The sequence below is a fragment of the Rhizobium tibeticum genome (genome assembly GCF_900110205.1).
Taxonomy (GTDB): domain Bacteria; phylum Pseudomonadota; class Alphaproteobacteria; order Rhizobiales; family Rhizobiaceae; genus Rhizobium; species Rhizobium tibeticum.
This window is the reverse complement of record NZ_FOCV01000012.1, coordinates 23638-47732: the sequence shown is the minus strand read 5'-3', so window position 1 is coordinate 47732 and position 24095 is coordinate 23638. Positions and strand designations below refer to the sequence as shown.

Sequence of the window (24095 nt, the reverse complement as noted above, 5' to 3'; positions counted from 1 at the left end):
TCCAGGGTCGTTGTAAAAAGATAAGCCGGCCAAAGCCCGTCTGGGCCTCGACCGGATGCTTGGAAGCGCTCATCGAAGCAGATCGGTCAGACGTTGTCCGACTTGGCAACGTCCGTGGTTCCTTCAGCCTCTTCGACCGCCTCGCGGGCACGCTGGCGCTCCACGAGTCGCGCCGCGTAGATGGAAATCTCGTAGAGAAGGATGGTCGGCAGTGCAAGGCCGATCTGGGACATCGGATCTGGCGGCGTCAGCACCGCTGCGACGATAAAGGCGAGCACGATCGCGAACTTGCGCTTCTCCCGAAGCCAGTCCGACGTCAGCAGGCCGACGCGCGCCAAGAGCGTGGTAACGACGGGAAGCTGGAAGACCAGGCCGAACGAGAATACCAGCGTCATGATCAGGCTGAGATATTCAGAGACCTTCGGAAGCAGCGAGATCGCGACATCGCCCTCACCCGGCGCCTGTTGCATGGTCAGGAAGAACCACATGACCATCGGCGTGAAGAAGAAGTAGACCAGGGATGCGCCCATGAGGAACAGAACCGGCGAGGCAATCAGGAACGGAAGAAAGGCAGCGCGCTCGTTCTTGTAAAGACCGGGCGCCACGAACTTGTAGATCTGCGCCGCTATAATCGGGAAGGCGATGACCAGACCGCCGAACATGGCGACCTTTACCTGTGTGAAGAAGAACTCCTGGGGCGCCGTGTAGATGAGCTGTGCCTTGGACACATCGAGATGCGCCCAGATAACGGCCCACTTGTAGGGATAGACAAGGGCATTGAAGAGATGCTTGGCAAAGATGAAGCACACGATGAAAGCGACGAAGAACGCGCCAATCGACCACATCAGCCGCGTGCGCAGCTCCATCAGATGTTCGATCAGCGGCTGTGGCTTGTCCTCGATGTCACCGCTCATGCGTCGTCCTTCTTCTTTTTCGCTGCCGTCTTCTTCGGAGCGGCTGTGGCCTCAACGGCGGCGACCGTCGGCTTCTTTGTTGCGGTGGCCGTGCCTGCTGCCGTGGCCTTGGCAGGCGCGCGCTTCGTCTTTCCGGCCGGAACAACGACGATGGCGGCTGCGGCATCAGCCTTATCCACAGCCTTGGCGCGTGGCTTGCGCACGGCCTTTGGCTTCTCGGTAACAGCGGCTCCAGGCATTTCAGCGGCTACGGCGGCTTGAGGCGTGGGAGGCGGCATGACCGGGGGCGTCTCAGGCAGGCTCATCGACGGATCAGGCACCGATACGGCAGCGGACGGAACCTCGGTCTTGTTCTCGACCGTCGTCGCCTTCTGCAGGTCGGCCTTGATTTCGTTTCCCATCTGGCGAAGCGGGTTCATTGCCTCACGCAAGCTGTTGACGGGGTTCAGCTTCTGCGCGTCCGTCAGCGTCTGGCGTACTTCGTCCAGATCGGCTTCACGCAAAGCTTCGTCGAACTGGGCGCGAAACTCGCCCGCAACCTTGCGGGCACGCTGTGTCATCTTGCCGAACGCACGCAGCATCGGCGGCAAGTCCTTGGGACCAACCACCACGATCAGTACGACCGCGATGACAAGCAGCTCGGTCCAGCCAATATCGAACATTCAAGGCTCCTGAGCGGGAAACGTGGGGGCTACGTTTGCCCGGAGGTGTTTACTTCGTTTCGTCGGCCTTGTGATCGACGGTCTTGGCAGTCGTGGACTCGGGCGTGGTGTCTTCGTCGTTCATGCCCTTCTTGAAGCTCTTGATGCCCTTGGCAACGTCGCCCATCAGTTCCGGAATCTTGCCGCGACCGAACAACAGAAGCACGATGACCAGAACGATCAGCCAGTGCCACATGCTAAATGAACCCATTACGCTAACTCCCTGTTGCGATGTTTCCAGATGTAAGAGCTTCCTACACCAATTCCAACATCAAAGTTCCCCTTGGATTGTCGCTTAATGTCACGGTATCGCCCTCTGTGACAAGAGAAGACACATTCGAAAAACTGTGATCGGCATTGTTTTCGCGATGCGTGGCGGAACCAAGACAAATCCGATTAGTCTTCGGACGCGCCGCCGGGCGCAAGCAGGCCGAGTTCCTCGAGATCGAGCTGCGTGATCGGATCTTCGTCTTCGGTCAACTCGTCGTTCATTGTCGGCGATGGTATATTGAAGTTGGCCGGGATGCGACCGGAGAGCAGCCCTGCGCCCTTCAATTCTTCAAGTCCTGGCAGATCGCGCAGTTCTTCCAGGCCGAAATGATCGAGGAAATCGCGCGTCGTGCCCAGCGTAACGGGACGACCCGGCGTGCGCCTGCGACCGCGAAACCGAACCCAGCCCGCCTCCATCAGAACGCCGAGTGTGCCGCGGGAGGTCTGGACGCCTCTGATATCCTCGATTTCGGCCCGCGTCACCGGCTGGTGATACGCAATGATCGCCAGTACTTCCAAGGCCGCTCGCGACAACTTCTTGGCTTCGTTCTCGTCGCGCCGGATGACGAAGGAGAGGTCTGCCGCCGTACGGAAGGCCCAAGCATCATCCACCTGCACGAGATTGACGCCGCGATGGGCATACTGCTCCTTCAGGCGCAGCATGATCCCACGGACGTTGAACGGACGCGGCAGGCGATCGGCGATGAACCCTTCGGAGACGGGCTGCGCAGATGCGAAGACCAATGCCTCGGCAATGCGCTCCGCCTCAGTCTCTGCACGAACGTCGTCCTCTGTCTCTTCCACCATTGCACTATCGATGTGTTCGTCTTCCAGATCGGTCACGCCGGTCGCTCCTGTTCGACGACCTGCAGCGTTCCATGTTTAGGGCCGCGTCTCATATAGAGCGGCTGGAAAGCTCCATCCTGACGGATCTCGAGCTTACCTTCGCGAACGAGCTCGAGGGAAGCCGCGAACGCACTGGCAATTGCTGTCACTCTGTCTTCCGGCGACGCCATGTAACGCATGAGGTAAGCTTCCAATGCTGTCCAGTCGCTGATCTCGCCGATGATGCGGGTCAGAAGCTCGCGGGCGTCGGTCAGCGACCAGACAGTGCGACGTGCGATCGTCACCTGCGTTACCGCCTGACGCTGACGGAGCGACGCATAAGCCGTCAGCAGATCGTAGAGGCTGGCAGTGTACGCCGACTGATGCCTGTCCGGGATGTGCTCCGGCGCACCACGAGCAAAGATATCGCGGCCCAGGCGGTTCCGGTTGACGAGACCGCTCGCAGCCTCGCGCATCGCTTCGAGGCGCTTCAGGCGGAAGGCAAGCGTTGCCGCCATTTCCTCGCCGGAAGGGCCGTCGTCCTTGGCCTGCTGCGGGATCAGCAGGCGCGATTTCAGGTAGGCAAGCCAGGCGGCCATGACGAGATAGTCGGCTGCCAGCTCGATCCGGATCCGCCTCGCGCTTTCGATGAACTGCAGATATTGCTCCGCCAGCGCAAGAACGGAGATGCGGGACAAATCGACCTTCTGATTGCGGGCGAGATAGAGCAAAAGGTCGAGCGGGCCTTCGAAGCCGGCAACATCGATCAGCAGCGCGGGATCGGAGCTCGCGCGCTCGGCGCCGTTCTCCTGCCACAACTTGTCCATTGGCGTTGCCGTCTGCAGCCGTTCCGTGCCTTTGACCGTATCCACCCTGCCCTGCCCCTTCTGCGATCAGACAGTCGCAAACAACTCATCGAACTCGGCGCGGATCGAAGCCTCCTCGGCATTGTCAGCGCTCGGGAGGCCCCTCAGCACCGCTTGTGCGCGCAAGAGCGACTGGCCCTGCAAGACCGGCACATTTTCGACGACCTGCTGCATCTCGTCCATGTGGCCGTTGCAATGAAGCACGATATCACATCCGCCAGCGATGATGTTGGCGGCGCGCTCTGCGATCGTGCCGGCAAGGGCGTTCATCGATGTATCGTCGGAAAGCAACAGACCCTTGAAGCCGATGTAGTCGCGAATAATACCGGCGATGACCTTGCGCGAGGTAGTTGCCGGGTGCTCGGAATCGACGGCTGCAAAGACGACATGGCACGTCATCGCCATCAATTCGTCCTTCATGGCAATGAACGGAGGGAAATCATGCACCTCGAGTTCTGCGCGCGAAACCGCGACGACCGGCAGCTCGTGATGGGAATCCGCAAAGCCGCGACCGTGGCCCGGCATGTGCTTCACTACAGGGAGAAGACCGCCCGCTTTCAAACCCTCGGCTGCGGCACGTCCCATGGCCGTGACTGTCATTGGATCGCCACCGTAAGCGCGGTTGCCGATCACGTTGCTGCTGCCCTCCACGGGAACGTCCAGCACCGGGAGGCAGTCCACATTGATCCCAAGGCTCGAAAGATCGAAGGCGTGCAGCCGCGACATCAACCAGGCGGCACGGAGGCCTTTTTCTCTGTTCTGCCGATAGATATCGCCAAGCTGTTGCCCCGAGGGATAGTGCTGGAAGATCGGCGGCCGGATGCGCTGGACGCGTCCACCTTCCTGGTCGATCAGAACCGGCGCGTGCCAACCGACTGCTTCTCGCATCTCCGCGACGAGATCGCTGATCTGTTGCGGCTCCGAAATATTGCGTCCAAACAGAATGAAGCCCCAAGGACGCTCGGCGCTGAAGAACGCCTTTTCTTCGGGAGTAAGAGAAAGGCCGCTACAGCCAAGGATCATTGCTTTTGATTCGGTCATACCCGAATCATAGAGGTGCTCCGCAAAAATACGAGCCGCGTCAACCGGCATTCACAAAAAAAGCGGCGGACCAGAGACCCGCCGCTTTGATTGAATGCTTGCCGATAGCTTACTTCGAGATAAGGCAGCTGCCGCCTGCGGCACGGTACTTTTCGCAGATAGCCGCGGCTTCGTCCTTGGAGCCCGCAGGGATACGAACTCGGTAGAACGTGCCCTTCCCTGCAATCTCGGCCTTGCGAATCTCGTAGCTGCGGCCGCTAAGCACGCTTGCAAACTTCTTCGAAAGGCTCGCGTAGGACTTCTTCGCCTCTTCCTCGGAAGGGAGCGATGCGATCTGGACGCCGTAGCCACCAGCGGCCGTAGCAGGTTGAGCCTGGGTTGCAGCCGGCGAAACAGCGGCAACTTCCTTCGGCTTCTGTGCTGCAGGTGCTGCGGGCGCCTCGGTAGTTGCCTTCACCGCTTCAGTCCCAGCCGGACGCGCTGCAGGAGCCGGCGCGGTGTCGCTCACCGTGGAACTCTTCACCGCGCGGACCGGCGGGTCGACGTTCGCTGGAGTGGCGGCCGCCGCCTTGGCCAGCGCATTTTCCGAGGGAGCCTGTGCAGCTGTCGGCTTGGTTTCTTCAACCGGGGTCGAACGAATGTCGGCGGCGGTGACCTGCCCCGATGCCGGGAAATTCGCAGCAGTGCCGCCAGCCGGCTTTGCGCCGGCGGTGATCTTCTGCGTCTGAACGGGAGTTGCCTTCGGCAGCGTCGGGGCCGCTTCCGGAGCCGGCTCGTCGCGGGCAACCAAAGTACCGTCCGGCCGGACGATCATGGTGCGGACCTTGCGGGCGGAAACCGACGGAGCCTGGCTTGCATTGTCAGCTTCGTCGACAGCGGCCGTCTCCTGGCTCGGCAGCAGGCGCGGATCCTGAGTGTCGCCGACCGGTGTCGCCATTGGCGGCGTTGCGATGTCGCTGTCGTTGTCCTCAGGCAGCGTCTCCGGCGTCAGCGTGCGCTGAACGACGTCGACCGGCTGCTCGTCGCTCGACACCAGTGCTTTCTGCTTCGGCGCTTCGGCAGCGGCACCGCCGACGCTGTCGTAAACAGCCTTGTCCTGGTTCGGCACGGTCTTGCCGCCCGGATTTTCCGGTACGACCTTAACCGGGTCCTTGTCTGCTGTGATCACGCGCGGCTCGCCGGAGGCAATACCAAGGCCTCCATCACGGGCTAGGAACGTATAGCCTGCATAGGCGACCCCGCCGAACACGACGATCGCTGCAGCGGCGGCCAGCATCCGTTTCATCGAGCGTGCACGGCTCATATCCTCGGCTTCACCTGCCGACTGGATCTGCACCTGGGAAACGTTCTCGCGGCGTTGGACCGGCTCGTTGACGCTCCGTCGGAAGTCTTCTTCAAGCGCGCGTTCGAACTCGTCCAAGCTCTGTAACGGAGCCTGCTTGGCGATAGGCACGGCTGGCACTGCGGTCGACGCGACAGAGATCGGCGCACGGGTCCGCCATTCCTCGACGACTGGCTTTGCAGGCGTTTCCGCCGGCTTGGCCGGCGCAAGCAGGTTGGCGATCTCGGCGTCGACGTCGAAATCGAAGTCTGAGGTCGTCACCACCGGTTCCGGCTGCTCGACGGGCGGCAGCACGGGCACGTGCATTTCTTCGACGGCTTCTGGATGATACTCCGCATCCGAGATCATCGACGGATCGAACCGGAGGTCGTCTCCGGCATCGGTCGAAAATGCGGGCGTTGCGGGCGCCTTTTCGACGAAAGCTGCCTCTACCGGGGCCTGACGGATTGGCTGGGCGGCAACAACCGGAGCGGGCGCCGACTGGAAAGCGGGCACTGGGGCGACCGGCTGCGGTCCAACGGCCTCGACATGTTGTGTCTGAACTCTCGGTGGTTCGGCCGCTTGCGGCTGCACCTTCACTGGCTCAGCAAAGTCAAAATCGGCCAATTCCAGCTCGATACCTTCAAGATCGAGTTCGAAGTCATGGCCGGCGAAAGGATCATCACCTTCCGGTTCAGCCTTGGCCGTGGAGGCGAGCAAAGGCGGCTCGACCGGTTTCGGCATTGGAGCCACGACAGGTGCCGCGACGCGGACCGGCTCCGGCGAGCGCGGCATCTCGGCGACGTCTGTCGCGGGCGTGATCTGGCGCTCCGGAACGGGGTAATGCGACACGTCGGCGAGGAGTTCATCGATATCGAAGGCAATATCGTCGATCTCACTCGGCGCTGCTTCCGTCAGCGCAGCATCGGCCTGAACGGCACCATCCTTCGCGGCAGCAGCCAGATCGAAGGCGCGGTGATCGATGAGAGGTTCAACGACCGGCGCTTCCGGAAGCACCTCACGCTCATCGTGGACCACCTCGGGCTCTTCGTGCCGATCGATTTCAGCGGGGAAGCCCGCTGCAACAGGCATTTCAAAAGCGGCAATGCCCTCCGACGCAGCAGCATCCAGTTCAGGCGCAGAAGCAGTCGGTTCAGGCGCAGAAACAGCCACGGGAACGACCGGGGCAAAAGGCTCATCGCGGCGCGCCGGATGGAAGTTGGCGATCGGCAGCCGGATGCTGGCCGCAGACCACTGCGGAGCCTTGGCAGACGCCACCGGCACAACGGGCGCAGCCGAAGCGGGCGATGCGCCGATCGACATCTCGAGTTCTTCGATCAGATCACGAGCGCCGCCGGAGATTGGTTCACCCTCACGAATGGCGCTTGACGCCCAAGCGGCGGCGGTCAAGTTGGAAGCCACTTCCGGCGGCTGAAGAACCTCCGGCTCAACGGCAACTTCGGGGGAAACTTCAGGCTCGATGACAAAATCAAGTTCGGCCTCGGCAGCGGGCGCGACACCAACTTCATCGGCGGAAGCCTCATGGGCAGTCGGCTGCTCGAAGACGGGCTCAGGCAGCCGATCGAAGGAACTTGCGGACTGAGGCTCGTCGTAGCGCTCGAACTCGCGCAGCAACTCATCTTCGAGATTGAATGCCGGTTCCTGTCGGGGTGCGTCTTCAACAGTATTCGCTGCTACCCGGGGTTCAAAGCCAACGATACGGGCAAGTTCCGCCAAAGGGTCATCGTCGGCAAAGTGGTCCGTATTCTTACGCGTGTCATACGCCCGCTGTTTGTCTGCCATACTCATCCCACTCGCAACTGCTAAGGTTTATGCCAGAGCATTGTGGGTAAATGGTGACGCTACCGCATCTCATCCGGCGCAGCGGTACCCGCAATAGCAAGTCCCGACTTCAAAACCGACGCAACGGCGTACACCAGCCCTAATCTGGCTATACTCGATTCTCGGTTCTTATCGTTAATAAATCGTAAGTCTACTTGATCCTTGCCTTTATTCCAGTGCGCATGGAAAGAACTTGCCAGGTCATAGAGGTAAAATACGACGCGGTGCGGCTCCTGTGACTGCGCCGCAGATTCGACCAGCCGGGGAAATTCTGCGGCCTTCGCAACCAGCTGCAATTCCGCGGGATCCGAGATCCGCGCTGCCGCTTTCGCAAGCTCGCCAGGCGCCGCGTCAAGGTCCGGAAACACCTCCTTCGCCTGCCGGAAAACAGACATGCAGCGCGCGTGCGCATATTGCACGTAGAAGACTGGATTGTCCTTCGATTGCTCCGTTACTTTGGCGAAATCGAAGTCCAACGGCTCCGAACTCTTGCGATATAGCATCATGAAGCGCACCGAATCGCGGCCGACCTCCTCGACGACTTCGCGGAGGGTCACGAAGTCGCCCGAGCGCTTCGACATCTTCACCGGCTCGCCATTGCGGAACAGCTTCACGAGCTGGCAAAGGAGGACCGTCAGCTTCGCCTTACCTTCGGAAACACCCCGGGCGACCGCCTCCAGGCGCTTGACGTAGCCGCCGTGGTCGGCGCCGAGAACATAGATCATCTCGTTGAAGCCACGGTCGAATTTGTTCTTGAAGTAGGCAACGTCGGCAGCGAAATAGGTGTAGGAGCCGTCCGACTTGATCAACGGCCGATCCATATCGTCGCCGACTTCCGTTGAGCGGAACAGCGTCTGCTCACGGTCCTCCCAGTCCTCGGGCAACTGGCCCTTCGGTGGCGGCAGCGTGCCCTTATAGACATGCCCATTGAACGTCAGATCGTTGATCGCGGTGCGGATTGCGGCAGCGCCATGGGCGTGCAGCGTGCGCTCAGAGAAAAACACGTCATGATGCACGTTCAACGCATCCAGATCCTCGCGGATCATCGCCATCATCGCATCGATCGTGCGATCCTTAACGATCGGCATCCACTGATCTTCGGTCATGTTGTGCAGCCTGACGCCGTAGTCACGGGCCAGTGACTGACCGACAGGAATGAGATAGTCGCCCGGATAAAGTCCTGGCGGAATCTCTCCGATCTTCTCGCCGAGAGCTTCGCGATAACGCAGGAAGACCGACCGCGCCAGCACGTCGATCTGTGAGCCGGCGTCGTTGATGTAGTACTCCTTGACGACATCGAAGCCGGCAAAGGAAAGCAGGTTGGCGAGCGCGTCGCCGACGACAGCGCCGCGGCAATGGCCGACATGCATGGGACCGGTCGGGTTCGCCGACACATACTCGACGTTGACGCGCTTGCCTGCGCCGAACGCCGAGCGGCCGTAGTCCGTGCCAGCCTCGATCATCGAGGCAAGCAGGCGCTGCCAGTAGCCGACCGAAAGCTTGATGTTGATGAAGCCGGGGCCAGCTACCGAGACGTCCGCGACGTCGGCGTCTTCCTTCAACTTCGCCGTAATGATCTCTGCCAGAGCGCGCGGATTGGTGCCGAGCGGCTTTGCCAGCACCATCGCTGCGTTGGTCGCAACATCACCGTGGCTCGGGTCGCGCGGCGGCTCGATCGCGATGCGGCCGAAATCCACCTCGGATCGCTTCTCCTTGACCAGATCGATCTGTTCAAGGGCGGTTTTAATCCTGGCGTCGAAATCGGTAAAAAGGTTCATCGCACTCTTCCATGCATAGGCTCTGCCACAAGGCATTTGTCCGGTCCCGGCCGGGCGACCGCTGCCTATCGCAAATCCGGAGTGTGGTCAAACAATCGCCTGTGGGCGCTGATCGCGTAGGTGTCGGTCATCCCCGCCAGATAGTCGCCGACATGGCGCGCCCTCGCGGCTTCGGCAAGGCCGGCGATGTGATCCACCCAATAGTGGCTCTGCATCTCCTTCGGATTGGCCATATAGGCGCCGAAGAGATCGGTCACGATCTGCGCTGCGCCGGCGCGGATGCGCATGATGTCCGGATGCCGGTAGATGCGCTTAAAAAGCATCGCCTTGATCTGCCGGTCGGTTTCAAACATGTCGTCGGAAAATGTCGCGATCACGCGATTGGCCTGGCGAATATCCGTTGCGTTCTTCGGCTCGATCTCCGCAAGGCCCTGTTGCGCGACGGAAATGACGTCCTCGACCATACGGGTGATCTGGCGCCGCATGATCTCGTGGGTAAAGCGGCTGGACTCGAGGTTTGGGTAGCGTTCCCGCACCTCCGCCATCAGACCAGCCAGAAACGGAATCTCCTCCAGCATGTCGAAGGTCAGATAGCCGGAGCGAAGCCCATCGTCGATGTCGTGCGTGTTATAGGCAATATCATCTGCGATCGCGGCGACCTGCGCCTCGAGGCTCGCATAGGTATCCAGTTCCAAGTCGTGGATCTCGCAATAGTCCAGGATCGGCTGCGGAACCGGCCCACGCGTGCCAGCACCCTCCTTGGTCAGGAGTGGGCCGTTGTGCTTGACGAGCCCTTCCAGGCTTTCCCACGTCAGATTGATGCCATCGAAATCGGCATAGCGGCGCTCCAGCTTGGTTACAATGCGCAGCGACTGGGCGTTGTGATCGAAGCCTCCGTATGGCAGCAGCATTTCGTGCAGCGCATCCTCGCCCGTATGGCCGAAGGGCGTGTGGCCGAAATCATGGACGAGCGCCACGCCTTCGGCGAGGTCCTCGTCGAGCTTCAGTGCCCTGGCAAGCGCGCGGGCCACCTGCGCAACCTCGATCGTGTGCGTCAACCGGGTGCGATAGTGATCGCCATCCTGAGCGATAAACACCTGCGTCTTGTGCTTCAGCCGGCGAAATGCCGTCGTGTGGACAATGCGGTCGCGGTCGCGCTGAAAATCGGAACGGGTGGGGCTAAGGTCCTCGGGATAGAGCCTCCCGCGCGTCGCCCAGGGATCGGCCGCATAAACCGCCCTGTCGCTATTGCCGTATCCCAAAGCATGCCTGTCGATCGTCATTTGTCACCGTTACCCGATATGCAGCCGCCCATTGACGCCGCCTTGCGCTCTTCATACCTATAGAGAGCATAAACGGCAAAGCGCCGCTTTCGCTGCCACTTTAGCCAAACATGCGCTTTCGTGGTATGAAGCGTAAGTAGCTTTGAAATCAGTCGCTTGAAACCAGCGGCTAACAGTTATTCTCTCCGGTTCTTGACCCCGGCAGGAGCAAACATGACGGACGCAAGTGTAACCCTTTCCGATGCCGCGGCAAAACGAATCGCGGCGATCGTCGGCACCGAACCCGGAAAGAGCGCGTTGCGTGTTTCCGTGGAAGGCGGCGGCTGTTCGGGCTTTTCCTACAAGTTCGACCTTGCCGATGACGCGCAGGACGACGATACCGTCGTCGAAAAGAACGACGCCAAGGTGCTGATCGACAGCCTCTCCCTAGTCTATATGGCGGGATCCGAGATCGATTTCGTCGACAGCCTGCTCGGACAATCCTTCCAGATCAAGAATCCGAACGCGGTTGCAAGCTGCGGCTGCGGCACAAGCTTCTCGATCTGATCCTTCTCCAGGTATCCACATTGAACCGGCCGAAGAATCCCTTGCGGCCGGTTTATAGTCTTGTCCGCGCTCGACGGAGCGCGATACAAGAGACCGACGAAGCGGAACAGGACACCCCATGAAGATCGCGACCTGGAACATCAACGGCGTCAAGGCGCGCATCGATAACCTGACGCAATGGCTGAAGGACTCGGATCCCGATATCGTCTGCCTGCAGGAGATCAAGACGATCGACGAGGGTTTTCCCAGGCTCGAAATCGAAGCGATGGGCTATCATGTCGAGACGCACGGCCAGAAAGGCTTCAACGGCGTCGCGATTCTTTCGAAAACCAAGCCCGACGAGGTGAGCCGCGGGCTGCCAGGCGATCCGCTTGACGAGCAGGCCCGCTTCCTGGAAGCCGTCTTTTCGCTGCCCGGCAACCGCGTCGCGCGCGTCTGCTGCCTCTACCTGCCAAACGGCAATCCGGTCGACACCGAGAAATATACCTACAAGCTTGCATGGATGGAGCGGCTGCGCACATTCGCAGCCGGGCGCTTGGCTTACGAGGAAATCCTGATCCTTGCCGGCGACTACAACGTCATCCAGGAGCCGCACGACTGCTTCGACCCCAAGGTCTGGGAGAACGACGCGTTGTTCCTGCCGCAGACACGCCAGGCATTCCGTCGACTTGAAGGGCTTGGATTGACCGATGCCGTGCGCGCGACGACGGATGCCGTTCAACTCTACTCGTTCTGGGATTATCAGGCCGGCGCTTGGCAGAAGAACAACGGCATTCGCATCGACCACCTGATGCTTTCGCCCGAGGCTGCAGACCGCATGACATCATCTGCGATTGAAAAGCATGTCCGTGCCTGGGAGAAGCCGTCGGACCATGTGCCTGTCGTTGCGTATTTCGATTTCACAGCCGGAGCCTAAAGCGCGTCGCGCTCCTTCGGATTGCTTGTCGCCGGCTCCCAATTTTGGGAGGCATTCTCTAGTCGGCGCCGTTAACGGCGATCTTGTGAGAAAGTGCCACGGCCGAGCGGCGGTCGCTTTCGGTCGCGACGGAGAAAGCCTGCTCCTGCAGGGACTCCATCCAGCCACAGTCCTTCGGCTTGCAGCGATCGAGAGCGGCGGTCATCAGCGCCAGCCCATTGGCTGCCTGCCCCTCCTGGAAAAGGATATTGCCGAAGACGGCCATGGCGCCTGGATGGCCGCTCTTGCGAGCCTGGTTGAGCCACTTCTTTGCCTGCTGCGTGCTGGTGCTGCCGCCTTCGCCTGCTAGCATCATCTGTGCCAGCTGGAACTGCGCCTCGGGCACACCGAAGGTGGAAGCAGCCTGGAAATAAAGCTGACGCGCCTGGTTGAGATCGGTCTTAACAGGGCTGCCCGGAATACCGCGCTTATAATAGTTGGCAAGCGACAGCAGCGCGTTGACGAAGAAGCCAGTGTCTTCAGAGCCGGGCTCCACCCCTTGCTGGGCAATCTCGCTATAGATCTTGAAGGCTTCGAAGTCATCCTGCGCGACGCCATCGCCATCGGCATACATGTTGGCAAGTGCCCAGCGCGAGCCCGTATGGCCCTTCTCGGCGGCATATTTGTAAGCCTCGACCGCTTCTTCTTTCTGACCGTTCTTATAAGCCTTGAAGCCAAACTTGAAGAGATCGAAGGGACCGGACTCCTTCGAAACGCCTGACTTGATGTCGAATGCGCTCGCGGGCGATGCAATTGCCGCGCAACAGGCAATGGAAAGCCCCATGAGCATTCGTCTGAAAGGTCTGAACTCGGACGTCAGCATTTCACTCGGTTTCTTTCGCTTCCACCCGTGCGGACTTTCTATCCGCGGATGCATTCCTCCCGGCGAGCGATCCCGCGGTGGGCTCAAGGGCCCGCTTGCCCGCGTCGCATCTAGCCTTTCGCCCTCCCGCGAGAGCCTCAATTCCCAGCGCATCGACACTCTCCGCCCGCTGTCCGGCGCGATGCGATCTGCCTCACTCCCGCGGCCCGGCTATGCGCCTTTCCGCCGTCAAAGAAAAGGTAATCACCAATTGTGACCAAACCTGTGTCGATGTTACCGGAAGCCGATTCCGATAATGCCGATCGGTTTGAAAACGAGAAGAAAGAGAGGTTCGGAAGCGCAACGTCAGAGCGAAGTTCTGGGGCGGAATCGCCTTGCGGGAAAAGGAAAATGGCGTCGGCAGCGGCATCTTCGCCGTAGGCTTCACCCATCTTGACTGTACCCGTTACGAACTCGCTCATCGTACTCTTTTACGCACACCCTACGCCTGTCATTCCCTCGCCCGCCTATAGCGCTGCGCCTAGTTTGTGGCGGGAAATGGACAATTTCACCGTGGGATCATCTTACTCAAATGCTGGTAAAAAACTGTTGCTGAATCGTCACAAAATGAGACGTGGAAACGGCATGCTTAACGACCCGTACATAAAGAAAAGCCCGACAATTTTGCCGGGCTTTTCTCAGGTTTGTCTTGAGGTCTTAGAATTTGACCTTGATGCTGGTCGAGACGGCAGCCACGAGATCGTTGCCGAAGTCGTATGAGACGTCATTTCCGTATGTGACGCCATCTTCCACCAGCACACCAGATGAACCACTCGTCAGGATGCCGAGAGCACCGGCAACGCGCCATTCGATGTTGTCGGTCGGGTTGTAGGCAGCACCGAGCCCAACCGTCCAAGTATCGGTCTGTGCGCCGTAGCCGTGGCTGGTGCCGCGATCCCAGGTCAGACTGACGGCGCCCGTCCACTGGTCGTTGAACTTGTGACCGACGCCACCCGTAATGGTCCAGCCATCCTGATAGAGCAAATCAAGAGACGTCAATTTGGTCAGGCTGCTCGACGTGCAAGCCCTGCCCTTCGTTGAGACGGGGCAGAGCGGAATCGACTGGAGAACACTCCAGTTGGTCCACTTCACGGAACCAAACGCCAGCCAATCGGGTGCGATACCGCTTTGAACCTTCAATTCCAACGAATCCGGTGCCTCGGCCTCACCGAAGACACTGGTCACACGTCCGCCAAATCCAGGGACAACCGGAACCTGCGTAAGATCCACAGTACCGCTCAAGCTGTCGTACTTTACACGGCTGTTATAGACCAAGCTGGCACGCATCGCGTACTCTGGAATTTCGTAGCCAAGCCCGGCGCGCCATCCCCAGCCATTGTCCTCAAGATCGAGGCGACCGACGCCTGTCCCGGTGCCCATTGCTATAGGCAAGGTACTTACCAGACGCTCCTTGAACCCTTCCACCTCCTGATAGAAGACGCCGCCAATCAAGCGAAGCTGGCCGGGACCGACATCAAACTTGTAAGAGCACGTGGTGGCGTAGTTGTGCGTCTCGATTTTCGTTTCGATATTATTGTTGGCGCCAGCCCAGTTGATGCCCGGGTTCGTATGCGCGCCAAACGGCTCGGAGTAGTCAAACAGGCAGTCCACATCCTCGTATCCAGCCTTGAAGCCGACATACGGGATCGCATAGTTCGCCGTGTCATCCGCCGAGTGCGACCTGCCGTTGAGGTTGCCCCCACCCGTGAGTACTGACGTATTCGTGTCCCTCACATTCTTCAGCTCGCGCTGCGGCATGACATAGATCACGGCCGACTGCGCTGAAAAACGCGACTGATCGAAGAGCAGATCGATATTGTACCCGCTGCGATCAAGGCCGCCCGCGAAGGACGGCTGCGCCAGCGTCGAAAATAGGGCAAGCGACAGAACGCCTGCCGAAATCATACGAGATGCCAATGTGTCTCCCCCACTCAGGCAATTGCAATGGCGGGACTGTGCAGGCGATGCCGATAAATGGCAACTTTGTGATCGGGCACGATTGGAAACTGGGCTAACGGATGTTTTACGTAAAAAATTGACGGGCACGTCAATATTTCGGCAATTTAGAACAAAATTCTATGGATGGTAAAATTACCCATACTGCTGAGGTCGACCATTCCACATTAGCTGCCTCCTGTAACAGGGAAACAACACTCATGTTTTTGCGCCCAGCGGCCACAAGAAAACGTGTGGAATCAAGGTAGGGCTCAGGAATATCGGTAAATCCGGATGCCAAATCCGGAGATCCATGTCGAGTTCAACAAACGGCGCCCGATTCGACATCGGGCGCCGTAAAATTCCATGCTACTAAGCGTTGATTTTACGCAGCCTCGGATACACGGGAGAGTGCAACCCGCAAGCTAGCGATCTGGCCTTGCAGTTCCTCCAGGCGATCGCGCTCGGCGGCGACCACCTCAGGATTGGCATTGGCGACGAACTTCTCGTTCGAGAGTTTGCCGTTGATGCGCGCGATCTCGCCATCGGCCTTAGCAATCGCCTTCTCGAGGCGCGCTTTCTCCGCGGCAAGGTCGATCAGCGTGCCAAGCGGAAGGCAGACAGTCGCTTCGGAGACGATGATCTGCGCCGCTCCCTTCGGCGCCTCCCCGGCAAGCGAGATGCCGTCGACACGCGCAAGGCGCTTGATGGCTGCATCATGGCGAGCAAGGCGCTCACGCGTCAGGCTATTCGCACCGACGACGACCAGCGGCGCGACCGCAGATGGTGGCACGTTCATTTCGGCGCGAACCGAGCGGATGCCGGAAACGAGATCGATCAGCCAATTGATTTCGTCTGCTGCGGCGTCGTCGGCATAGGACGGCGCCGGCCATTCGGCATGGCAGACCAGCGTGTCGCGCTGGAGGCCCTCGCCTGCGGTGTGCGCCCACAGCTCTTCCGTCATGAAAGGCATGAAGGGATGCAGGAGCTTGTAGATCTCTTCGAGGATGTAGGCGGCGCAAGCCTGCGCTTCCTTCTTGGCGCCCTCATCCGTGCCGTTGAAGACCGGCTTCAGCAGTTCGAGATACCAGTCGCAGACCTGGTTCCAGACGAAGCGGTAGAGAGCGCCTGCCGCATCGTTGAAGCGGTAAGACTCCAGAGCTTCCGTTACGTCACGTTCCGTACGGGCAAGTTCCGTGAGAATCCAGCGGTTGATCGTCAACTCGGCGGCTTCGGGCACGAAATGCGGATCGCTCTTGGCGCCGTTCATCTCGGCAAAGCGCGTCGCATTCCAGAGCTTGGTGCCGAAGTTGCGGTAGCCGGCGATGCGGGCCGGATCGAGCTTCACGTCGCGACCCTGGGCTGCCATGATCGCCAACGTGAAGCGCAGTGCGTCGGCGCCGTACTCGTCGATCAGTTCCAAGGGATCGATGACGTTGCCCTTGGACTTCGACATCTTCTGGCCATTCTTGTCGCGAACCAGCGCGTGAACATAGACCGTGTGGAACGGCTCGACCGGAACGCCGTCGTCATCCTCCATGAAGTGCAGACCCATCATCATCATGCGGGCGACCCAGAAGAAGATGATGTCGAAGCCGGTGACAAGAACGTTGGTCGGGTAGTAGCGTTCCAGTTCCGGCGTCTTGTCGGGCCAACCGAGCGTCGAGAACGGCCAGAGCGCAGACGAGAACCAGGTGTCGAGAACATCCTCGTCACGCGTCAGGATTTCGCCTGGCTTGAAGTTCTCAAGCAGGTCTTCGACATAGGCCTTCATCGGGCCTTCGTGGGAGAGATAGTGCTGGATCGCCGCCTGCAGGGCTTCCTCTTCCGTCTTTTCGACGAAGACCTGACCATCCGGACCGTACCAGGCCGGAATCTGATGGCCCCACCAGAGCTGGCGCGAGACGCACCAGGGCTGGATGTTTTCCATCCACTCGTAATAGGTCTTGTCCCAGCTGCGCGGAACGAGCTTGGTGCGGCCTTCGCGAACCGACGCGATCGCCGGCGCTGCGAGCGTCTTGGCGTCGACGTACCATTGCTCCGTCAGGCGCGGCTCGATCGGAACACCGCCACGGTCGCCATGCGGAACCATGTGCTTGTGTGGTTCGACCTTGTCGAGCAGGCCACCCTCTTCAAAGATGCGGACGATGATCTTGCGGGCCTCGAAACGATCCTTGCCTTCGAGTTCGTCCCAGGCGCCATGCAGCGCTGCCGCATCAGGAACGCCTTCCAGGAAATCCTCGTTGTCCTTAATCGTGATCCGCGCATCGGCCGTGAGTACGTTGACGACGCGCAATCCGGTGCGCTTGCCAACGTCGAAGTCGTTGAAGTCATGCGCCGGCGTCATCTTGACCGCCCCGGTGCCGGCCGTCGGATCCGGATAGTCGTCAGTGACGATCGGAATACGGCGGCCGACGATCGGAAGGATCACATGCTTGCCGACCAGCGGCTTGTAGCGCTCATCCTTCGGATTGACGGCAACGCCGGTGTCACCGAGCATCGTCTCCGGGCGAGTGGTGGCGACAACGATGTAGTCGCGGGTTTCCCATTCCGTCGGCTTGCCGCCTTCGTCAAAGGCAACGGGATGCTGATAAGCCACGCCGGGTTCTAGCGGATAGCGGAAATACCAGAGGTTTCCATTGACCTCGTGCTGCTCGACCTCGATGTCGGAGATCGCCGTCAGAAGCTTCGGATCCCAGTTGACGAGGCGCTTGTCGCGATAGATTAGCCCTTCCTTGTAAAGGGTTACAAAGACTTCAAGAACGGCAGCGGAAAGCCCGTCGTCCATCGTAAAGCGCTCGCGCGACCAGTCGCAGGAGGCACCAAGGCGCTTCAACTGGTTGAATATGAGGCCGCCCGATTCCGCCTTCCATTCCCAGACCTTCTCGATGAAGGCTTCGCGCCCCATGTCGCGGCGACCCGGTAGCTGCTGTTCCATCAGCTTGCGCTCGACAACCATCTGGGTGGCGATGCCGGCATGGTCCATGCCGGGCTGCCAGAGCACATCCTTGCCACGCATGCGCTCGAAGCGGACCATGACATCCTGCAGCGTGTTGTTCAGGGCGTGCCCCATATGCAGCGAGCCGGTTACGTTCGGCGGCGGAATGACGATGGTAAAGGTTTCGGCGCCCGGCTTGGCATTGGCGCCCGCGCGGAAGGCGTCTGCCTCATCCCATTTTGCAGCGATTTTCGGTTCAACGGCAGCGGAATCGTAAGTCTTGTCGAGCATTTGGGGACCAAAATCTGGAGGTTCTTAGATGCGGGTTGTAAATAGGATGGCTTCAGGCAAGTCAATAAAAAAGCCGCCCCGGAAACCGGAGCGGCTTTTTGAGGAAAGGCGTTTCCGATCAGCGGCGCGGGCCGCGCGCCACTCGTTCGATCTCTTCACGCACGAGGCGCTCGACCAGGGTCGGCAGATTGTCATCAAGCCATTCGCGCAGCATCGGGCGCAGCATGTCTTCCGCGATCTCATCGAGAGAGCGACGCTCGGCGCCATCGATGGCGGCAGCGAGTTCCTCGAAGGACCGGGCGACCTGAAGGCCCGCATCGTGTGAGAGCAATACTGGCTGCTGCTCATCCTCAATGCGGCTTGGCAGCATCTCCTCCGCCATCGGTGCGGAGATAGCGGGAACGGATACCTCAGCCGCCTCAGCAACAGCCGGTCGTGGCTCGATGGCAACGACCTGAGGCATTTCGAACGGTACTTCCACGGGCGGGCGCACGGCGACGATTTTCGGCGCAGGAGCTGAAATGGGAGCCATAGGGGCGTCCGCAGATCGCGAAGTCATCGGCGCAGCAGCCGACGCCTCGCCAACAGCTTCCGGCGCGTCGGTCCCCAGTTCCGTGCCACTTGCTTCCGGCTGCCGAAATGCCGGCGTCACTTCACGCTGCAACTGCGCGGCGTTCCGCTCCGACGCCGCACGGACGCGCGCGGCGACATCAGCGAGAGACATCGCACGCGGCGGCGCCTCCGGCAGAGGAGCCGAGCCTGCCGAGTTGGCAGCGACAAAACGCGGATCGAACTGGGCGACGGTCTCGGGGAATTCCACGCCAGCGTAGGCCTCGTCCACCGTCAAATGGATGTCCGAATCACGATCGTCCTCATCGGCGCCATAAACCGCTGGCAGCGACGCGGAGAGCGCCCTGCCCGCACCCGGGTCATTGCTCTCGATGATCTGGCGGATCGACGCCAGAATCTCTTCCATGGACGGTTCACGCGCTACGCTTGGCTGAGCCATATCTATCCCCGTTATTCCGAAAAACGACCGGATTGCGTGGAATGGGCATCCGAATCACCCGTAGCTTAGGATAGCCGATGACTGAAAAAAATCATCGGGAATCAAATGAATGCTGGAGTGCACAGCTTTCTGCCGTCCTTTCGCGGCGTGACCATTCGATGACGAGAAAGAAAGACGGGCGCCATGGGCGCCCGCTGAAAATGACTGACCGAACGCTAAGGATCAGAAGACGAATTCGCGCGCCTTGGTGAAGCCCGGAAGCGGCTTAACGGAGGCGTTAAAGTAGACGTTTTCGGAAACCGTGCCGCGCTCGCTCACAAAGACCTTCGCGCGTGCGGAGCCGCCATAACCCTGTACCGTGACCAAACGGGCACCGTCACGAAGCTGTGCGAGCATGGCCGCAGGAACTTCCTCGATCGAGCCGCTGATGAAAATCAGATCATAAGGAGCACCGGCCGGGTTGCCTGCATTGAGCGTTCCCGTGACGACCGACACGTTCGTGTAGCCGGCAAGGTTGGTTTTGGCTTCCGCTGCGAGCGTTTCATCCTCTTCGACGGCGATCACTGTTCCAGCAAGCTGCGAAAAAAGAGCCGATACGTAGCCACTGCCAGCGCCGATCTCCAGCACGATGTCATCCTTCGTGACCGCCGCAAGCTGAAGCAGCTTTGCAAGCGGCGACGGCTGCATCAGATAGCGCGCCGGCTTGCCGGAAGCTGCCGGGCAGATTTCGACGTCACGATCGATATAGGCAAGCGGCTTCGCCTTCTCAGGAACGAAGTCCTCGCGCGGCACGGTGAGGAAGGCCGTCAGCACGGAATGCGAGGTGACGTCCGTCGTACGAATCTGGTTGTCGACCATGTTTGCGCGTGCTGATTCGAAATTCATTGTGTCCTCTCGCCCGGTAGAAGCGGCTTTGTCTGCACGTCTCTTAATCTTAGCACACTGGCCTTTCAAGGCTTCACGAATGGCTGCGGCAAGAATTCGGGGTGCCAACGCTGCCGAAGCGGCCCCACCGCAATCCTTCATGGAACAAACGAGCGTGCTGTGATATTACTGCAACCGGAGGAATTGAGGAGGAGTAGGCCATGCCGAACATCATCGAATATCTCTCGTTGTTCGACTTCTTCATCATCGCTACGCTGGTTGGCATCTTCTGCTGCGGGCTTTTCGATCGTGAAACGAGCTGACTGCCTGCCTTCAGGTCATTGTCAGTTTTTCGCCGGATAGTGTCGTTTCCTTGGGGTTCGACGGACGGGAAATGGCAATCAAACCAATCGTGCTGGGCAGCTTTTTCATCTGCGCGCTGCTGGCCATCATACTCCTCATTCCCTTTGTGAGCGTCGGCGCCCCGAATGTCGCGACAACCGGCGTGTCACCAATGCCGTCACTGCAGCGGATCAACTGAACGCCGAACTGCGACGAACGACTCCGCGAGCAGGCGATTGAATTATAGGGCCTGTCTTGCTTGTGGCGACTGCAAGTCCCAAGCTTCGCGGGTCCTAGCTTTTTGGTGGGGGCGACGGGTCGACATTCGCCGCGAGGTTCTTTTTAGGCAAGAACAAACGACGAAACATACCTCTAAGCACCAATTCCGACTGTCGGACGAGATCTGTAGGCTGTCGGCGTCGATTTCGGAGCCTCCCCAGCCCCTCCTAGGTCGACGACCCGGCCGGGGCCTGAAACAGCCGCGGCCGGGGCCATTCGGTTTGCCGCATGCCGCCGAGGGCTATTGCAGCTCCGTTTCTTCTTCTATGTCGACCAGAATGCCGTGGCGCAGCGCTTCTTCTTTCGCCTCTTTCAAAGCCTCATCGATCAGGATGACAAGCATGTCCGCGTGTAGCTCGCGCTCCGCCATTTCCCGCGCCACGCTCAAGGCAAAGATCAGTTGCGGCATTTGGGTCGCCGGCATCGGAGGCGCTCCTAAGAACTGGAACTGAAACTTAGCGACCTATCGAAAATTCGACAATCGACGATTTGGCTATGAAAATGCATGCATCAACGCTAGCGCCGTATGGATTCTCATTATGTTGATGGAGCAAATGCCACGGCAAGGTGACTTTGGTGACACACGTCCTGTCCCATACCGGAAGCCAAGTCGGGATGGTGATAGCAGAAGCCGGGAGAGGACCAGCCACTTGGGCCGGCCCCCTCCAGCATTGTCGGGACTGAAAACATACCCCCGCCCTGTCTGCCGTGGGCGGCAAGCGCTAAATCAGGAGTGGGTCCGACCTTCAAAGCCCAACTGTCCTCGGCAGACCAGCGAGAGAAACAATAGCGCTGAGATCAGGGCCGGCCTAGACGGACCTAGGTCCTAATCCGATTGGAGTAGGCTGGTTGGCGAGGTCACGCTGGAAATTTCGCAGATAGAAGCAGCAAGAAGCTCTGACGGCAGATGCGGCGACGGCCCGAAAACGGAGCAGTACACCACGGCCGGATAGGCATGGCGGAACAGGCCACCTTCAGCCACCGCCCGGAGAAACGCGGTCACAAAATCAATAACTTGTCGGTATATAGAAAGATTTGGAGGCCTCGCCCGGAATTGAACCGGGGTACAAGGATTTGCAGTCCTCTGCGTCACCACTCCGCCACGAGGCCTCACGACGCTTCATGACCGAAGCGTTGGCGGGCATTTAGAATGAATAGAAATCGAGTGCAAGGGGGTTGTTGAAAAACCGATGGGATTTCAGGTCGTCATCCCACCGTTTCTGTGGTCAACCATTAGTAGGGAGAGTAGCACTGCCGCCGCGGACCGTAATACGGCTGATAGGTGTTGTCATACGCCCGATACGACCGGTAGCGGCTGTAACACCAATCGACGTGCGAATTGCCTACCGGTCGAGCCACCGGCTGCGAAGCAATGAGGCCGCCGATGATTGCGCCGGCTGCAAGACCGCCGAGCAGCGCACCAGCATCGCTGTTATGGCGGCGGTAGTAGCCGTCGCGATAATAGCGATTCCCGTAATGATTTCCGTAATAACGATCTCCGTAACGGCCATGGCGGTAGCCGCCGCAACGGTAGATACTGCAGCGGTCGAAGCCGCGACTATTTCTCACACCGGAATCTCCGAACCCACCGCGGCTCTGAACCGAATGCTCATCGCCTGAATTTTCGGCAAAAGACGGACCGACGCCGGCTAGGCTTGTGGCGATTGCCAATACCAATACCGCAAGTTTCTTCATTCCAGCACCTTCTTATTTCCTGCATGCTTGTACACGTCCGCGCATATCTCATTAACGCTTAGCTAGGTCCGAGGTTCCGGCCCGCGCACCGTTCGGCATTTCGCTTGAGCTGCCGGATGACCACAGATTCAAGGGTTGGATTTACGCCTCTTCACCCACCAGACGGAGAATCGCCGCCGCATCCGACGGACGAGATGCAAATCGTGCGACAACAGGATGAACCCCAGCGGAAGCATCCAGAAGCCGAGAACCGGCAGAAAACCCAAAACGCCGCCGAAGATCAGCAGCACGCCGATTGTCAGCCGGGCAAAGCGCGACCGCGGGAGCGGGATGCTTACGGAACCCAGAATGAGATGGCCCGTGGTGTGGTCGATGCCAAATCGCTTGGCGCTTGATTTTCCAGTGGTATCATGTGCTTCAGTCATCCACAGGAAATGGGGTTATGCAGGTCGAATACAAGCGGATGTCATTTTTTTGAAAAAACCGCTTGGCAAATCGTGCAAGCGTTTGTATTAGGCCACTCACACCGCGGCGAGCGGTGATCCCTGGTAGCTCAGCGGTAGAGCATTCGACTGTTAATCGACAGGTCGCCGGTTCGAATCCGGCCCGGGGAGCCAGTTTTCTCAGCTAAGTAGCTGAATTTGTTTTAGGAGTCGGTTCTTGATTGAACCGGCTCCTAATTTGTTTCCTAATCTATGTTTTGCCAGGCTTGCAGGTTGGCGCCGACGGCAGACGGTCATGCTGTACGGGATTCGCCCTTGATGCCGTATACCTGCGCATAAGCTTCCGGCAACCTATGTATAATTTCGCAAGTGCCGTCTGTTGGATAGGTTCTCATTGCCTCATCTCACCCCAACCCAAACGATGAGGCGGCAACTGCGCCTCGGTGCTTCTGCGTCAACCCACTGGGGCGGCGGATTTTGCATCCGCATTGACCGTCTCAACTGGTCATGTTGAGGCGGTCTTTCGCGTGTGCCACCAAGAAAACCCGCCGGCATTCGCGCCGACGGCTGCAGTCTCCTCGTGGGTCGCCACGGTTGGCTCCGTGGCACGACTAAAAATTAAAATACAGGCTCACACCTGACCTACGATGGTAGGGGTAATAGTCGCGATAGCCATAATATCGGGGATAGCCGTAGTACCGAGGACGGTAGCACGAGCCGTAATACCGGCAGTCGCGGTAAGCGTACCGCCGGTTCTTCCAGTGGCCATTCGCATACCCATTACCACGGCCGCGGTGTTTGACCTGCTCGACGTCGGCGGTGTGCATATGCACTGCGTTCGGCACGACGATCGGCGTGGCGTTTAGCGGCAGGGCGAAAGACGTAGCCAAGACTACGGCTGCGAGTGCGGGGAAAATCTTCTTCATCATCGGCGCATCCTTTCAGGCTGCGAGCCTGGGTTAATAAGCATTAACCTCCGATGAACGGCTGCGCTCTGCGGACTTCCCAAAAAGACACCTGCGGGCGCGCTGCTTGTGTAGGCGCAGGTGGTGACCGCGCCGGCCATAGGTGAGTGCGAATGGACGGTGCGCTATC

Annotated in this window: 20 protein-coding genes and 2 tRNA genes; 3 read left to right on the top strand and 19 right to left on the bottom strand. The window is 59.5% G+C overall.

Annotated features, from left to right (window positions below; translation table 11 throughout):
- Positions 1-86: 86 nt before the first annotated feature.
- The 9 genes from tatC to BSG20_RS14835 all read right to left on the bottom strand — a co-directional run bounded on the left by tatC (position 87) and on the right by BSG20_RS14835 (position 10841).
- Positions 87-914, bottom strand: a complete 828-nt coding sequence (tatC, locus tag BSG20_RS14875) for a twin-arginine translocase subunit TatC (RefSeq protein ID WP_024317437.1) — start codon at positions 912-914, stop codon at positions 87-89.
- Positions 911-1576 (bottom strand): Sec-independent protein translocase protein TatB, encoded by a 666-nt coding sequence (tatB, locus tag BSG20_RS14870; protein ID WP_072376629.1) that lies wholly within the window; start codon positions 1574-1576, stop codon positions 911-913. The genes tatC and tatB overlap by 4 nt, the downstream gene beginning before the upstream one ends.
- A gap of 49 nt (positions 1577-1625) precedes the next feature.
- On the bottom strand, positions 1626-1826 hold the full coding sequence (locus tag BSG20_RS14865; protein ID WP_037117690.1) for a twin-arginine translocase TatA/TatE family subunit: 201 nt from the start codon (positions 1824-1826) through the stop codon (positions 1626-1628).
- 185 nt (positions 1827-2011) lie between these two features.
- Positions 2012-2692: an SMC-Scp complex subunit ScpB gene (scpB, locus tag BSG20_RS14860; protein ID WP_072376709.1), complete on the bottom strand. Its 681-nt coding sequence runs from the start codon at positions 2690-2692 to the stop codon at positions 2012-2014.
- A 32-nt stretch (positions 2693-2724) separates the two neighbouring features.
- Entirely contained in the window at positions 2725-3582 is an 858-nt protein-coding gene (locus BSG20_RS14855; RefSeq protein ID WP_072376630.1) for a segregation and condensation protein A, read from the bottom strand.
- 21 nt (positions 3583-3603) lie between these two features.
- On the bottom strand, positions 3604-4617 hold the full coding sequence (gene nagZ / locus BSG20_RS14850) for a beta-N-acetylhexosaminidase (RefSeq protein WP_072376711.1): 1014 nt from the start codon (positions 4615-4617) through the stop codon (positions 3604-3606).
- Positions 4618-4726: 109 nt separating this feature from the next.
- Positions 4727-7741 carry an SPOR domain-containing protein gene (locus tag BSG20_RS14845; protein ID WP_072376631.1) on the bottom strand — a complete coding sequence of 1005 codons (3015 nt, stop codon included), beginning with the start codon at positions 7739-7741 and terminating at the stop codon, positions 4727-4729.
- Between the two features lie 59 nt (positions 7742-7800).
- Positions 7801-9558 carry an arginine--tRNA ligase gene (argS, locus tag BSG20_RS14840; RefSeq protein WP_072376632.1) on the bottom strand — a complete coding sequence of 586 codons (1758 nt, stop codon included), beginning with the start codon at positions 9556-9558 and terminating at the stop codon, positions 7801-7803.
- Between the two features lie 65 nt (positions 9559-9623).
- Positions 9624-10841: a deoxyguanosinetriphosphate triphosphohydrolase gene (locus BSG20_RS14835; protein WP_024317445.1), complete on the bottom strand. Its 1218-nt coding sequence runs from the start codon at positions 10839-10841 to the stop codon at positions 9624-9626.
- 213 nt (positions 10842-11054) lie between these two features.
- On the opposite strand from BSG20_RS14835, the gene erpA reads away from it, so the two are divergent.
- On the top strand, positions 11055-11387 hold the full coding sequence (erpA, locus tag BSG20_RS14830; RefSeq protein WP_024317446.1) for an iron-sulfur cluster insertion protein ErpA: 333 nt from the start codon (positions 11055-11057) through the stop codon (positions 11385-11387).
- 118 nt (positions 11388-11505) lie between these two features.
- Complete coding sequence (xth, locus tag BSG20_RS14825) at positions 11506-12303, top strand: exodeoxyribonuclease III (RefSeq protein WP_072376633.1); 798 nt, start codon at positions 11506-11508, stop codon at positions 12301-12303.
- 58 nt (positions 12304-12361) lie between these two features.
- Here xth and exoR read toward each other — a convergent pair whose 3' ends face one another.
- From exoR to BSG20_RS14775, 9 genes are all read right to left on the bottom strand, one after another.
- Positions 12362-13165 (bottom strand): exopolysaccharide production regulator ExoR, encoded by an 804-nt coding sequence (gene exoR / locus BSG20_RS14820; RefSeq protein WP_024317448.1) that lies wholly within the window; start codon positions 13163-13165, stop codon positions 12362-12364.
- Positions 13166-13861: 696 nt separating this feature from the next.
- A complete protein-coding gene (locus BSG20_RS14810) occupies positions 13862-15121 on the bottom strand; it encodes an OmpP1/FadL family transporter (protein ID WP_072376634.1) in 1260 nt (419 codons plus the stop codon).
- A 403-nt stretch (positions 15122-15524) separates the two neighbouring features.
- Positions 15525-18368 (bottom strand): valine--tRNA ligase, encoded by a 2844-nt coding sequence (locus BSG20_RS14805; protein ID WP_072376635.1) that lies wholly within the window; start codon positions 18366-18368, stop codon positions 15525-15527.
- 118 nt (positions 18369-18486) lie between these two features.
- Positions 18487-19377: a PopZ family protein gene (locus BSG20_RS14800; RefSeq protein ID WP_072376637.1), complete on the bottom strand. Its 891-nt coding sequence runs from the start codon at positions 19375-19377 to the stop codon at positions 18487-18489.
- A 222-nt stretch (positions 19378-19599) separates the two neighbouring features.
- The gene (locus tag BSG20_RS14795) at positions 19600-20262 is read right to left on the bottom strand and encodes a protein-L-isoaspartate O-methyltransferase family protein (protein ID WP_072376639.1); all 663 of its coding nucleotides are present in this window, start codon (positions 20260-20262) and stop codon (positions 19600-19602) included.
- An 841-nt stretch (positions 20263-21103) separates the two neighbouring features.
- Positions 21104-21286 (bottom strand): hypothetical protein, encoded by a 183-nt coding sequence (locus BSG20_RS14790; RefSeq protein WP_024317454.1) that lies wholly within the window; start codon positions 21284-21286, stop codon positions 21104-21106.
- Between the two features lie 612 nt (positions 21287-21898).
- Positions 21899-21972, bottom strand: a tRNA-Cys gene (locus BSG20_RS14785).
- Positions 21973-22095: 123 nt separating this feature from the next.
- Positions 22096-22557 carry a BA14K family protein gene (locus BSG20_RS14780; protein ID WP_072376641.1) on the bottom strand — a complete coding sequence of 154 codons (462 nt, stop codon included), beginning with the start codon at positions 22555-22557 and terminating at the stop codon, positions 22096-22098.
- Between the two features lie 128 nt (positions 22558-22685).
- Positions 22686-22982 (bottom strand): hypothetical protein, encoded by a 297-nt coding sequence (locus BSG20_RS14775; protein ID WP_072376643.1) that lies wholly within the window; start codon positions 22980-22982, stop codon positions 22686-22688.
- A 117-nt stretch (positions 22983-23099) separates the two neighbouring features.
- Here BSG20_RS14775 and BSG20_RS14770 point away from each other — a divergent pair.
- A tRNA-Asn gene (locus BSG20_RS14770) sits at positions 23100-23174 on the top strand.
- Positions 23175-23611: 437 nt separating this feature from the next.
- Here the strand turns inward: BSG20_RS14770 and BSG20_RS14765 are convergent.
- Positions 23612-23926 carry a hypothetical protein gene (locus BSG20_RS14765; RefSeq protein ID WP_072376713.1) on the bottom strand — a complete coding sequence of 105 codons (315 nt, stop codon included), beginning with the start codon at positions 23924-23926 and terminating at the stop codon, positions 23612-23614.
- Positions 23927-24095 lie beyond the last annotated feature (169 nt).

Excerpts from the sequence above, each read along its gene's own strand:
- BSG20_RS14845 (WP_072376631.1), bottom strand. The coding sequence starts at position 7,741 with ATGGCAGACAAACAGCGGGCGTATGACACGCGTAAGAATACGGACCAC.
- BSG20_RS14775 (WP_072376643.1), bottom strand. The coding sequence starts at position 22,982 with ATGACTGAAGCACATGATACCACTGGAAAATCAAGCGCCAAGCGATTT.
- BSG20_RS14835 (WP_024317445.1), bottom strand. The coding sequence starts at position 10,841 with ATGACGATCGACAGGCATGCTTTGGGATACGGCAATAGCGACAGGGCG.
- argS (WP_072376632.1), bottom strand. The coding sequence starts at position 9,558 with ATGAACCTTTTTACCGATTTCGACGCCAGGATTAAAACCGCCCTTGAA.
- BSG20_RS14805 (WP_072376635.1), bottom strand. The coding sequence starts at position 18,368 with ATGCTCGACAAGACTTACGATTCCGCTGCCGTTGAACCGAAAATCGCT.
- scpB (WP_072376709.1), bottom strand. The coding sequence starts at position 2,692 with ATGGTGGAAGAGACAGAGGACGACGTTCGTGCAGAGACTGAGGCGGAG.
- BSG20_RS14865 (WP_037117690.1), bottom strand. The coding sequence starts at position 1,826 with ATGGGTTCATTTAGCATGTGGCACTGGCTGATCGTTCTGGTCATCGTG.
- tatB (WP_072376629.1), bottom strand. The coding sequence starts at position 1,576 with ATGTTCGATATTGGCTGGACCGAGCTGCTTGTCATCGCGGTCGTACTG.
- erpA (WP_024317446.1), top strand. The coding sequence starts at position 11,055 with ATGACGGACGCAAGTGTAACCCTTTCCGATGCCGCGGCAAAACGAATC.
- BSG20_RS14765 (WP_072376713.1), bottom strand. The coding sequence starts at position 23,926 with ATGAAGAAGATTTTCCCCGCACTCGCAGCCGTAGTCTTGGCTACGTCT.
- BSG20_RS14790 (WP_024317454.1), bottom strand. The coding sequence starts at position 21,286 with ATGCCGGCGACCCAAATGCCGCAACTGATCTTTGCCTTGAGCGTGGCG.
- xth (WP_072376633.1), top strand. The coding sequence starts at position 11,506 with ATGAAGATCGCGACCTGGAACATCAACGGCGTCAAGGCGCGCATCGAT.
- BSG20_RS14800 (WP_072376637.1), bottom strand. The coding sequence starts at position 19,377 with ATGGCTCAGCCAAGCGTAGCGCGTGAACCGTCCATGGAAGAGATTCTG.
- nagZ (WP_072376711.1), bottom strand. The coding sequence starts at position 4,617 with ATGACCGAATCAAAAGCAATGATCCTTGGCTGTAGCGGCCTTTCTCTT.
- tatC (WP_024317437.1), bottom strand. The coding sequence starts at position 914 with ATGAGCGGTGACATCGAGGACAAGCCACAGCCGCTGATCGAACATCTG.
- BSG20_RS14795 (WP_072376639.1), bottom strand. The coding sequence starts at position 20,262 with ATGAATTTCGAATCAGCACGCGCAAACATGGTCGACAACCAGATTCGT.
- exoR (WP_024317448.1), bottom strand. The coding sequence starts at position 13,165 with ATGCTGACGTCCGAGTTCAGACCTTTCAGACGAATGCTCATGGGGCTT.
- BSG20_RS14780 (WP_072376641.1), bottom strand. The coding sequence starts at position 22,557 with ATGAAGAAACTTGCGGTATTGGTATTGGCAATCGCCACAAGCCTAGCC.